This is a genomic window from Flavihumibacter profundi (assembly GCF_020076305.1).
In the GTDB taxonomy this organism is placed as follows: Bacteria; Bacteroidota; Bacteroidia; order Chitinophagales; family Chitinophagaceae; genus Flavihumibacter; species Flavihumibacter profundi.
The window spans coordinates 744,294-757,626 of record NZ_JAIQXE010000001.1 but is presented as its reverse complement, the minus strand read 5'-3'; the positions used below and the strand labels follow the sequence as shown (position 1 = coordinate 757,626).

Below are 13,333 nucleotides of genomic sequence, written 5' to 3'. Positions count from 1 at the left end.
TTACCCTGCGTCTTTATTTTGTGCCTTGCTTTGCAGCGAATATGGTATCCTGTGAATTACCACCAGACTTGAGGAAAGCCAACAGGTCTTTTAATTCTTCAGGATTTAACTGGTTAATCATTCCCGGCAACATGGGCGATATTTCTGAAACCCGTGTTCCGCTTACGTCAGATTTTTTCAATTCTCGGGTAACCTGTGGCGCAAAAGGATTCTGTGAAATAACGTACTTGTCATCATCCTGGCTGATTAACCGTCCGACTACTGATCCGCCTTTTTTCAACGAAAAAACAGTGGCGCCATATTGGTCGGAAATCGTTTTACTTGGATCAATGATTGCTTCCAGCATGTCTTTATAAGAAAAGCGGGTACCCAGCTGCGTTAAGTCAGGGCCGGCAATACCACCCTCACCACGCATATTATGGCAGGAACTACACAATGAGGCAGTAAACAGTCCTTTTCCCCTTTCGAAATCACGATGTGAAATTCCGCTGTCTGCTATTTTTGTAGCTTCCTCAATGGTCCAGTCCCTACCAGGTCCTTTGGGCCTGATGGCTCCTTTGGCCAGGGCAGCTCCTGATAATTCCGCAATGGAATCGCCGGAAATTGTATTAAAATAAGCAAACTTGTCTTTGGGAACATTGGCCAACGCCAGTTTGCGTGCACCATTTATAAATCCGGTAAAGCTGTGTCCCCCCCTGAAGCTGAAAGCATTGTAATACCATTTGAAATATGCATCCTGTAATTCAGGTGTCCATCCTGTTTTTGCCTGGCTAAGTACTGTTGCATAAAAAGTTTGCTGCAGCGGCGGCATTTTAGACAGCATGGATGCGATATCCATTCCGTACTGCGGGTTACGCATGATCAGGTCTGAAGAACTGGTAAAGGTTTCCTGTCCGGCGCTATTGTCATCTTTGGCAGTAGCCAGTAAAGCCACTGTTTTTTGAGTTGCTTGCGGATCGCCCAGGTAAACCAGTACCTTACTTAATTCCCTGTTCAATTCATTACCACTTTTTGAAGGATATTGGGCCTCCAGGTATGATGTTATTCCTGATTTGGCTTTTGTACCGGGGATGCCCATACGCGAAATCACCAATTCAATACTTCTCACCAGGTCAACCTGCTGTGGTTCAGAAAGAGCAGTATAATTTACTGCAGCCATTGCTTCCAGTAATTTATCCTTAATTGAAGCATTTCCTTTCCGCGCAAGCGCAATAGCGCCCTGAGTTAATATCACAGGATCTTTTTCTGCCACTACCCTGTCCTGCCATTCTTTCACCGGCTGGTGTTCGAGCGCTACACGTGCAGCGTAGCGGATAAAACGGTCTTCATGTTTCAGGTAAGGCCACACGAAATCAACCGCGCCGGCTTTTGGTGCGCCATGGTATTCTTCCAGTTTACGGCGAATTTTATGGTCTTCATTCAAAGCCTGGGGTGCCAGTGGTTCGGTATTCTGCTTACTATCGCCATAGTATACACGATATAAATCAGATTCAAGCCTGCGACCGCCGGTAAGGAAATACAAAGCACCATCTGGTCCGATAACGCCATCTGTTAAAGGAAGCGGTGAGCCGGAAACAAATTCTTCCCCGGTTGCTTTATAGGAAGAGCCCTGCTGTTCCAGGTGCATGGCATAAATAATTCCAAAACTCCAGTCAAAAGCAAAAACTGACCTGCGGTATTTTTCGGGGAAATGCGCATTTGCACCATATACAACATTGGTAGGTGAACCCTGGCCGATGTTCAAAATAGCGGGACTGTTATCCGGCCATACTGGAGACCATTTGTCAGTACCCGGGCGCCAGCCAAATTCACTGCCGCTGGTTACATGGCAAATACGGGTCGGGCGATACCATGGTGTACCGATATCCCATTCCATGTCGGAATCATAGGTAAACATATCGCCTTCTTCATTAAAGGCAAGATCAAAAGGATTACGGAAACCTGAAGCGTACAGTTCCCAATTAGATCCTGTTGAATCTACATTTGCGATCCAGCCGCCATGCCAGTTTACGGTATTATCGTGGCCGTTCGGATCTTTGATCAGGGGCATAATATTATCCAGTTTGCTTTCCGGGAAATTCCGGTAGGCATTCATCTTCGGGATTTTGGTGAAATTCCCTGCTATCACATATAAGGACTGCTTATCAGGAGATAACACTATACTGTGTGGTCCGTGTTCCCCTTCGCCGTCGAGGGCTTTGAGCAAAGTGATTTTATCGTACTGGTCATCACCGTCAGTATCCTGCATGCGGTATAAGCCACTGCCCTTATTGAATTCAGAATCACTTTCATGATTGATCATTACATAAAGGCTATTAAACGCGTACAACAATCCATGCGCATAGCCCATGGCGATTTTTTTGCCGGAAGTATCTGGTTTTTCCCCTTTAGCAGTTGGGATAGTAAGCTGCTCAACTTTTATTTTGGTACTGGTATCACCAATGGCCGGGATAACCATGCGGTATAATGAACCATACTGATCGGATGCGATAATGCGCCCTTTATTATCAAAAGTCATGGCCACCCATGATCCTTCTCCATTTTCTGAAGGGCCAAATAAATGATCGGCATTAAAGCCTTCCGGCAGTTTAAGTTTGGCAACTTTTGGATCTGCCGCAACCTGTGGCTCCTGCTGCTTCTTCTCTGTTTTACAGGAAAAAACCAGGAGGAATGCAGCAATGACGGGTAAAAATTTAATCAGTGGATACCTTTGCATTTTTGCGAATTAATTGTTTTATGAACGACGATTTTTAAACGAAACTTTACTTTATGCGAATAGCTCCTTAATTGGTTTACCCTTCCCATCGGGAGTGGTATAAAACGGGCGCTTTTCTATTTCATATTGTGTATCCTCCGGAATTCCCAGGGCATGGTAAATGGTTTGGTGTACCTGGTCTATTTTAACCGGGTTTTCAATGGTCTTGCAAGGACGCTCATCGGCAGTTTTACCGTAAACAAATCCTTTCTTTATGCCGCCACCAAACATAAGAATTGACCCGGCATCTGTAAAATGGCGGTGCATACCATAGAATTTCAATTCAGAAAGAATATCCGGCTGGTTAACCTGTTCCAGTACTTTTTTATCTGGCCTTCCTTCCACCATCATATCCCGGCTGAATTCACTGGCAAGGATAATAAGTGTCCTGTCGAGCTTGCCAGATTTTTCAAGGTCCTTCACCAGTTGCGCGATCGGGCCATCAATCATTTTTTTCATATCCACCATCCTGGTATGCCCGTTTTCATGGGTATCAAAACCTTTGAAAGGCTCATACTCGGTCGTAACACTAATAAAGCGTGCGCCCTGCTCCGTTAGTCTCTTAGCCAGCAGGCAACCCAGGCCAAAGCGGCCGGTATTATAGATATCGTAAATTTCCTTAGGCTCTAAACTAAGGTCAAAGGCTTTTGCCTCAGGTGAATTCAGCAACATATAAGATTGCTCCATCGACCGCTTTAAGGATTCTTTCTGGTAGTCGCTGCCAAATTCGCCAACCGGGCTCGCACTTATCAATTCATTGTAAAGTTGGTTCCTGCGTTCAAAGCGTTTTGCGTCCATACCCACAGGTGGACGAACAGACTCAAGTCCCTGGCTGGGATCAGGAATCAGGAAAGGGCCAAATTCATTTCCCAGGAATCCCGCTGTATGGAATGCTTTAAGTTCCTCACCCTCCCCAAGGGTAAATCGTTGCCCGATATCAATAAAAGCGGGTATAACCGGATTTTTGGGGCCAAGCTCCTTGGCAATCCAGGAACCGATATGCGGGGCAGCAACAGTTTGGGGTGGCTCGTAGCAGGTATGCCAGTGGTACTGGTGCCTGGAATGCAGGATATGCCCCATATCTGCAGCTACATATGACCTTATGAGGCTACCCCTGTCCATCACATTCCCAATAGATTGCAATCCATCAGAAAACTGCACACCGTCAATAGCTGTTGGGAAAGATTTAAAAGTACTAAGCACCCGGTTTCCTTCCATACCCGTTTCAAAAGGAGTATATCTCTTAGGGTCAAAGGTTTCCGTATGGGCCATACCACCGGCCATCCATAAAAGGATAACGGTATCGGCTGTTGAATCCCTTAACAAACTTCTTTTGCCACAACCCGAAACCAGTCCGGCAATAGGAACACCGGCAGCTAAAGCAGCCATGGTCGCTGCCCCGGTTTTCCTGATAAATTCCCTTCTGTTCCAATTAGGTTTCATTTGTCTGATTTGTAATGCTGAAATTTAAAAAAAAAAGAACCGATCAATAAATCAGCTGAAATTCGGGGTGCAGTGCTATGGCCCAAAGGAAATCCTGAACTCCGTTTACTGAAGGTGATTCCTTTATAGCTTTTAGCGCAATTTCCTCTTCATGCTTCATCGGTAACCGCCCCAATGCATTCCTGTACACCTGCCTGATCATTACAACCGGATCAGGATATTTATTTTTCCATTTTTCAGCGGCTTTTTTCATAGCCTCATTAAATAAGTTCCCGTTGGTTAATTCCAGCGCCTGAAGCAGGTTCGCCTGCGAACTTCTGCTGGTAGAAACAGTTTCGCGGTTTGGCCTCCCCAATGCTGTAAGGAACGGATCGTTTCTCATCAGTGAAGCCCTGGCAAACGGAATATTATATTTCACTTTTTCAGGCAACAGGTTAAAAACAATCATACTATCCTGGTAAATTGGCTGCAGGGTTTCACTAACAGCATCTGCAAATTGTTCTGCAGTTAACCTTTTCCGCACCATTCCCTGGAATACATAGCCTGGAGCTGTGACCAATTCAGGATCTTTCATCGCAACTGATGGCAACTGATAGGTTTGCGAAGTGAGAATATTCTGAATCAGTTTTTTAGTATCATATCCGGAAGCTACGAAATCATAGGCAAGCCAGTCGATCAAATCCTGGTTCCAGGGCTTATTGTCCATCATATCCACCGGCTCAATAATTCCCCTGCCAAAAAACTGTGCCCACATGCGGTTCACGAACGTTCTGTATAAACGACCATCCCTGGGTTGTACCAGGTTATCAGCCAGTTGCTTTAAACGGTTAATCCTGGTTGCAGTAGAATCAATTACCCCAAGGTCTTTAAAAAGAATCCTGCGGCCCGCCATTTTGCCGGTTGGCTTGTCACACCGGTGAATTTCAAGGGAAGAATCTGAAAAAAGATTAGCAAAGGCGTAGGCATCATCCAGTTTCCAGTCGCTGATAAAACTATCATGGCAGGAAGTGCATTTCAAATTAAGGCCCAGGAAAACCTGCGAAACATTCTGTGCAGCCTGCATTTCTGTAGACTGGCTTGAATTGATAACACCCCGCCATTGAATGCCCCTGATAAAACCCGCGGAGGAGCTATCGGGACTAAGCAATTCCTTTACAAAAGTATTATAAGGCTTGTTTTCCAACAGCGAGTTGTACAGCCATTGGGTAATATCAAACCTGCCCCCTGTTATATAGCCTGTGCCGGTATAATCATTCCGCAACGCATCATTCCAGAAAGTTAGCCAGTGTTGCGCATAATCATTATTACGGTTCAGGAGGTTTCTGACAAGGATGCTTTGTTTATCTGGCCTTTTATCCTGCACATAGGCATCTATACTATCCGGAGGTGGAACCAAACCGATAACATCCAGGTAAACACGCCGGATATAAATCCTGTCATCAACCGGCGAACTCCACTGGATTTTGTGTTTCTGGAAATAGGCACCAACAAACCTGTCAATCGGGTTGGTGAGGTTTTCCGAAGCTGCAGGAACTTCCGGTAGCCTTGGTTCAAGCGCAGCAACGCGATATAAACTTTTTTCAGGACCGCTTGGCCAGGGCGCACCCTGCTTGATCCAATACTCAAGAATGGCAATCTCATTAGAAGTAAGCGCCTTCCCTTTTGATGGCATAGCTTCTTTATGGGTACGTGGTAGAGTAACCCTGCGAATAATTTCACTAGTTTCAGGATGGCCCGGTTTCAGGATGATGCCATTCTTCCCGCCCTTGAATATACTTTCTTTAGAATCGAGGCGTAATTCCCCTTTCATTTTCCCCGGACCATGGCAACTATAACAATTATGGGCCAGTATTGTCCTTACCTGGAAATTCAGTTCCTGAACCTGTTCATTTGTTATTGGTCCTTTCAGACTCGCCAGGGAAAATTTATTTTCTTCTCCATCCTCTCCTGCTACTACTTCTTCTTCACCTTTGGGAAGCACACTGGTCAGGTAATCGTCACCATGTGTTAATTCTGCACCATAGTGTCCGGCAACCGTTACGCCAATGGTGCTGGCAAATAAAAAAAGGAAGGCATAACGAAACAGTTTCTTCTGATATAAATAAGCTGTAATACAGGAAAAAATCATTGTTGCAATTCCCGTCCACTGGTGAACAACGAGCACATTGCTGCCATAGCTTTCGGTATTCGATAAAACCAGGCCCAGTACTACCGCCAGGACGGAAGAAATTGCAGCTACTAAAACAGTAATATAAATGCTGCTTTCAAACTGGCCGGTTTTCTTTCTTCTGCCTATCCATTCGAGCAGGATGGCGATATACAAAAACCCAATAGGGAAATGGACAATAGCAGGATGGAACCTTCCCAACAAAGACCAAAGCCAGAAACCTTCTTTGGCAGGAATTTCAACAGGGCTTTCCTGGGCGTTAGCAATGAATGAAGGAAAACAGATCAGTACAATTAAAAAAGTAATACAAGCGGCCTTCAGGTGGAAATTTGCCTTTCCTTTATAAAAAATATTAATACTTCCCATCTGGTATTACAATCGTTTCTGAAAAAATGAATTATTCCAATATATAGTAGCCTACAACAATAATTATTTGGTGTTATATAACCGTCCTGTGCCGTCCTGCAATTCTAAATGGCAGAAAAAATTCCCCGGCTTGTTTTTTAACAGATATTTGAAAGGAATTTCAACGAAAACTTGCCAACCAGGGTATGAAAAAAATTGCCACCAATTTATTGTTCCTTTTATTATGCATTACCAATTTTAGTTCTTTATTTGCCCAGGATGCTGCCTGGAAAAAAATGAAACCGGGCACCACTGTCAGTTTTGCCAGTAGCAATTTACGATATGCACAGGATAAATTACCACAAATTGCTGCTAATACCAAATGGACAGCTAAAGCCTGGCGCGGTGAAAAAGTACAGGTACAGCTCCTGGTTTGGTCAAGCGAAAAAATCAGTAACCTGAGTGTGCAGGCTAATGAATTAACCAATAACAGTGGCGAGAAAATAAATGCCAATAATATTACTTCGGGATTCCTTCGCTATGTTATAACAGATGAATTCGCGAATGGCTGCGGATACCGTCAACCAAAGGATTTCGATTCTTCTCTTGTAGCTGATCCTATTGATCCTGCCACAGCAACAGCAGTAAAGCAATATACTGTCCAACCAGTTTGGCTAAGTATACAGGTACCGGCTTCAGCAACTCCTGGAGAGTATAAAGGAACTGTTACAATCAATGCAGATAAGCCTTATCAGCTCCAGGTTTCCCTGACAGTGGTTAACCATGAATTACCACCACCGGGTGACTGGACATTCGCCCTGGACCTGTGGCAACACCCGGCAGCAATTTCCAGGATCCATAATGTACCATTGTGGAGTGTTGCGCATTACGCGTTTATGCGGCCTTATTATACTATGCTGGCCAATGCAGGACAGAAATATGTTACAACCAGCATCATCACTGAACCCTGGAACCACCAGACATATGATGATTTTCCAAGCCTGATAAAATGGGTAAAGAAAAAAGATGGCAGCTGGTATTATGATTACAGCTTATTTGACCAATATGTTTCGTTTGTAATGAGCTGTGGCATAAATAAAGGCATCAATTGCTATTCTATGGTACCCTGGAAACTCTCTTTCCAATATTATGATGAAAGCCTGTCCAAAGATACTGCCCTGGTTGCCAAAATTGGTTCTGAAGAATACAACAGCCATTGGTCGGCCATGTTGAAAGATTTTACGGTACATCTTAAAGAAAAGGGCTGGTTTTCCATTACAAGGATCGCTATGGATGAAAGACCTATGGCAGATATGAAGGCAGTAATTGCCTTACTTAAAAATATTGATCCAGCCTGGAAAATAGCACTGGCCGGGGAATACCATCCGGAAATCGAAAAGGATATTTATGATTATTGTGTGGCTTCGAAATTCCGGTTTACCCCCGAAGTTTTAGAGGAACGTAAAAGCCTTGGCAAACCCAGTACATATTATACCTGCTGTGTAGAAGCAAGGCCAAATATATTCACTTTTTCGCCTCCGGCGGAAGGTGCCTGGCTTGGTTGGTATGCAGCCGCAAATGGCTTCAATGGATACCTCAGGTGGGCTTATAACAGTTGGGTAAAAGATCCATTGGCCGACAGCCGTTATACTGCCTGGCCTGCTGGTGATACTTACCAGGTATACCCTGGTCCATGGACTTCCATTCGCTTTGAAAAACTAATAGAGGGCATCCAGGATTTTGAAAAGGTAAGGATCCTTAAAGAAGAATTTATCCGGCAAAAAAATACCAAAAACCTGGAGTCCTTAAACAAGTTGCTGGCCATTTTCACCATAAAATCATTGGATAAAACCAGTGCTGCAACCATGATTGAAAAAGCCCAAAAAACGCTTAATAGTTATTAACACGGAAAAATCATAAAAACATTTCCCTGTTTATACGGTTACCTTTCCCTTCCACTGGGCTGAAAGGAAATTATGCCTTCAAAATAGAAAAAAAGCAAAAGGAATTCCGGTACCAAATTTGTAACTTAGGCAATTGAACAAATTACCTGAGATTAATTTGTTAAGCGGCCTTCCAATCAATTGGCTTTATTCCAGTCTTTTTGCTCCAAATTCCCACCCCTATCCAACAGTCAGTCGGACTTCTACTTGTACCCATTCGAACAGGAATATTATTTCTGTTTACAGAAGCATTCCATTAATGTTTAACCAATAAAACAATGCTGTATGAAAAAAAAACAAGTCCCTGCCCCAAACCAGCGCAGGGCATTTTTAGGTACGTTTCTTTCGGGAGCTGCATTCCTCGGACTAAGCTCCCTGGTTTCCCCGCTGCCAGTTAAGGCTTCAGAAAAATGGCTGCCTGAAGAAGGAATTTCTGATGCAGATACCTGGTTTAACAAAATAAAAGGCAAGCATCGTATCGTCTATGATGTGCCCAACCCGCATGAAATGTTCCCATTCGCCTGGCCACGGGTATTCTTATCAACGAATGAAAAAACCGGTACGCCAATGAATGAGAGTAATGTTGTAGTCGTATTAAGGCATAATGCCATCCCTTTTACTATGCAAAATAGTTTGTGGGAGAAATATAAATTCGGCGAAATGTTTAAAATTAACGACCCTGCAACAAAGGCTCCAGCCACAAGAAATGCCTTCTGGCAACCCAAAGCCGATGATTTTAAAGTACCGGGGATTGGTCCGGTTGCCATCGGCATTAATGACCTCCAGAAAGATGGGGTAATGTTTTGCGTTTGTAATATGGCCATGACAGTGTATAGTAATGTCATTGCCCAGAATAATGGCACTAAAGCAGAAGAGGTTTATAAAGAAATGGTTGATGGTTTATTGCCAGGTATACAAATTGTACCATCCGGTGTTTGGGCAGTTGGCCGTGCACAGGAACATGGCTGTGCATATTGCTTTGTAGGATAAATAAAAATTCATAAGCCACGATACTTATATCGTGGCTTATTTCCATTCTGTAATTATCCCGTTTGCAGAAAATTTTAAAAAAATACCATCAATTCATTTGGATTTCCAGATTATTTACTTTTACTTTGTCTATAGTTTTAGTAGACTAATAATTAATGAGTCTTAAAAAACTGCACCTGTCCAGCTAACCACCAGCTGCAAGTGTTTGTCTTCTATTTCAAAATAAAATGAAATGAAACCTACAAAAAAAAGAATGCCAATTAAGGCTGTGGTGGTAATTTATCACATACACTCCTCTTCCAACTTTTTCTGTTGTTGTTAGTTTAAGCACAACCTTTTTTTTGCTTGCATACCTGAGCCATGTAATTCATCAGTGGCTTAGCTAAAACTATTATTATATCCCGGGCAGCAGCCTCTGGAACCCAGTCGGGCCGGTGGTTGGCTTCTTATGGGCTGTCGGCTGCTGCACCGGGGTATTCATCAACTTTCCTACCTCTTCAATTAATAAATAATGAAAAAATTATTAGGGCCATTGACCATTTGCCTTGTTTTTATATCATCATTGAATGCTTCGGCACAACCATCCACAGACCCGATTATCAATACTGTCTTAGACGGTCGGGTAATTGATACTAAAACGGAAGGCCCACTGGAAGGCGCAACCGTCCAGATTAAAGGAACAACCCACAAAGTGGCTACCGACAACCATGGAAAATTCTCTTTTAAAACAGGCCAAAGATTTCCATATACCCTGTTAGTCAGTTTTGTAGGCTATCAATCCAAAGAAATCTATGTAGACAAATCCGTAATCGAAATCAGAATTCAGGAATTACAGAACCAGTTGAACGAAGTAACTGTAGTTGGTTATGGCACACAAAAAAGAACAGACATTACCGGTTCTGTAGCTTCAGTTCCCAAATCAAATTTGCAACAACCAGCTGTATCATTTGATAACCTGCTCCAGGGTTCAGTTTCAGGCGTTGCAGTGACGCAAAGTTCAGGGCAACCGGGAAGTACTGCTACCATCAGGATACGTGGTGGCAACTCCATAAATTTCGGTAATGATCCATTGTATGTAATAGACGGATTTATTGTTTACAATAACAATGCATTAAGCAATTCAGGAGCTTCCAATGGACCAGCTATCAATGCTTTATCCAGTATTAATCCTAGTGATATTGAATCAATTGATGTTTTAAAAGATGCATCTGCAACAGCTATTTATGGTTCAAGAGGTGCAAATGGTGTTGTCATCATTACTACACGTCGTGGTAAAAAAGGTAAAAATGATGTCAATTACAGTGCATATGTTGGGCGCCAGCAAATAACTAAAAAACTGGCTTTGCTGAATGGTTCCCAGTGGGCATCACTGGTGAATGATATCAATGTAAGTGACAATGTACCTAAAACCTTCAGTGATTCTGCTATTGCAGCAATTGGCATTGGTTCAGACTGGCAAAATTCCGCATTGCGCGATGCAAATGTTCAAAATCATGAGCTTTCTTTTACAGGCGGGGATGAAAAATCTAGATACCTGATTGCAGGTAATTATTTTTCCCAGGATGGCACTGTTACAAATACTGGTTTTAAACGGTATTCGGCCCGTGTGAACCTTGAAAGGAATGTTTCCGACAAATTGAAAATTAGTGCCAATATATTTGCCAGCAGATCTGATGATACCAAGTTGTTTGGAAATACTTATGGCAGTATCAATTTTGGCTCGGCTGCTTTCCCGATCCTTATTCAATCATCACCTGCAGTGAAAATCTGGAATGATGACGGTACCTACAATATTTCAAGTCCCTATTCCACCACCCCTACAAACCCATTACAGGATATTGCTACTACTACAAACCAGTCTTACCTGACAAGGTATTTAGGTAATGTTGCCCTGGAATATAAAATCCTGAAAGACCTGGTATTAAAAGTTACAGCTGGTGCAGACATATTCAATACCAAGCAAAACTATTATGCCCCGTCCTATACAGGTTCACCTGCGGGGGCGTCAACTGGATATGCAGCTATTGGATATGCCTCGGTCGGAGCAGTTTCAGCTACTTCATGGCTGAATGAAAATACATTGACCTGGGACCACACCTTCAATGATAATCATTTTCTAAATGTTCTTGGTGGTTATACCATGCAGCATTCAACTGATGAATCATCAGTAGCAAGCGCTCAAAAATTCCCGAATGACCTGACAAAATTCAATAACATGTCGTTTGCAGGAACACCAGTACTCTCACAGTCAGATGCCCATGAGTCTGCAGTGAATTCTTACCTGGCAAGGGTGAATTACTCTTACCAGCACAAATACAGCCTTACACTTTCAGGAAGAGCAGATGGCTCATCAAGATTGGGTAAAAATAACAAATGGGGATTTTTCCCTTCTGTTGGTTTTTCCTGGAATGCCGGGGCTGAAGACTTTATCAATAGAATTGACCAGGTCAGCAATCTGAAATTGAGGTTAACAGCAGGACAAACTGGTAATTCAGAAGTACCGCCATATAGTTCCCTGGCAGTATTAACACCAACTAACTACTATTTCAACAGCACACTGGTAACCGGAATTTCACCCGCACAATTGGCTAATCCCGACCTTAAATGGGAAACCACTACACAATATAATGGAGGTATTGACTTAGGCCTGTATAAAAACCGGGTCAACCTGACTTTTGATGTATACTACAAAAAAACATCCGACCTCTTATTGTACGTACCGTTCCCATTGTATTCAGGTTATACAAGCGTATTGAAAAATTCGGGCAGTGTAGAAAATAAAGGGTTTGAATTAGGATTGAATACAGACAACCTTCGATCAAAAGTACTGGGATGGAAAACTGCACTTGTTTTTGCAGTGAACAAAAACAAAATCCTAAGCTTAAGTGAAGGGGTTAATTCTTATTTCCCAATAGCACCAACAGGCCAGGTGTCTCCTGTGATCGTAAAAGTCGGATTGCCCGTTGGTACTTTCTGGGGATATAAAACCGATGGACTACTGACAGCTGAGGATATCTCGAAAGGTACCCCAATATTAGCCGGTGTACCACAAAAAGAAGGTGACCGTAAATACATTGATGTAAATGGCAATAGTGCAGTAACTACTGCTGACAAAGTTGACCTTGGAAACTCGCAACCAAAATTCACATTCGGATTTACTAACAATTTCAACTATAAAGGTTTTGACCTTTCAATATTTTTCCAGGGATCATATGGCAATAAAATATTCAATTTGTTGCGCCAGAAACTGGAAATCCCAACGCTGTCTTTAAACTCATCGGCTTCCTTACTGAACCGCTGGAGTACATCAAATCCAAATGGAACTGAACCAAGGGCAACCAACTCCCCCGTTCCCCAGGTAATTGACAAATTGGTCGAAGATGGCTCCTATGTGAAACTTAAAAACATTTCACTGGGGTATAATTTTTCCAATGGCCTTACTTCAAAAATTCGCGCAAAGCAGCTCAGGATATATGTCTCAGCACAGAACCTGGCGACCTGGACAAAGTATACCGGCCTGGATCCGGAAGTTAATTTCTATGACAGTGACAATACTAAACAAGGTATTGACTATGGCATTTATCCTTCTTCAAAAACATTCCTTGCTGGTATTAATATCACTTTTTAAGTATTTCAAAATTTACTTCAATGAAAAATTACCATATTCATTTTATTATCTTAACAATTTTT

At 42.7% G+C, this 13,333-nt stretch carries 6 protein-coding genes; 3 read left to right on the top strand and 3 right to left on the bottom strand.

Annotated elements, in window-relative coordinates:
- Window positions 1-13: 13 nt before the first annotated feature.
- The 3 genes from LAQ65_RS03145 to LAQ65_RS03135 are packed head-to-tail and all read right to left on the bottom strand — an operon-like array spanning window position 14 to window position 6,731.
- Entirely contained in the window at window positions 14-2,716 is a 2,703-nt protein-coding gene (locus LAQ65_RS03145) for a c-type cytochrome (RefSeq protein ID WP_224115481.1), read from the bottom strand.
- 51 nt (window positions 2,717-2,767) lie between these two features.
- Window positions 2,768-4,198, bottom strand: coding sequence for a DUF1501 domain-containing protein (locus tag LAQ65_RS03140; RefSeq protein WP_224115480.1), 1,431 nt, complete (start codon window positions 4,196-4,198; stop codon window positions 2,768-2,770).
- Between the two features lie 43 nt (window positions 4,199-4,241).
- Entirely contained in the window at window positions 4,242-6,731 is a 2,490-nt protein-coding gene (locus tag LAQ65_RS03135; protein ID WP_224115479.1) for a PSD1 and planctomycete cytochrome C domain-containing protein, read from the bottom strand.
- Between the two features lie 185 nt (window positions 6,732-6,916).
- Here LAQ65_RS03135 and LAQ65_RS03130 point away from each other — a divergent pair, with 185 nt between their 5' ends.
- The 3 genes from LAQ65_RS03130 to LAQ65_RS03120 all read left to right on the top strand — a co-directional run bounded on the left by LAQ65_RS03130 (window position 6,917) and on the right by LAQ65_RS03120 (window position 13,271).
- On the top strand, window positions 6,917-8,614 hold the full coding sequence (locus tag LAQ65_RS03130) for a DUF4091 domain-containing protein (protein ID WP_224115478.1): 1,698 nt from the start codon (window positions 6,917-6,919) through the stop codon (window positions 8,612-8,614).
- Between the two features lie 324 nt (window positions 8,615-8,938).
- Window positions 8,939-9,643 carry a hypothetical protein gene (locus LAQ65_RS03125; protein WP_224115477.1) on the top strand — a complete coding sequence of 235 codons (705 nt, stop codon included), beginning with the start codon at window positions 8,939-8,941 and terminating at the stop codon, window positions 9,641-9,643.
- Window positions 9,644-10,154: 511 nt separating this feature from the next.
- Window positions 10,155-13,271, top strand: a complete 3,117-nt coding sequence (locus LAQ65_RS03120) for a SusC/RagA family TonB-linked outer membrane protein (RefSeq protein WP_224115476.1) — start codon at window positions 10,155-10,157, stop codon at window positions 13,269-13,271.
- The last annotated feature ends 62 nt before the right edge of the window (window positions 13,272-13,333 follow it).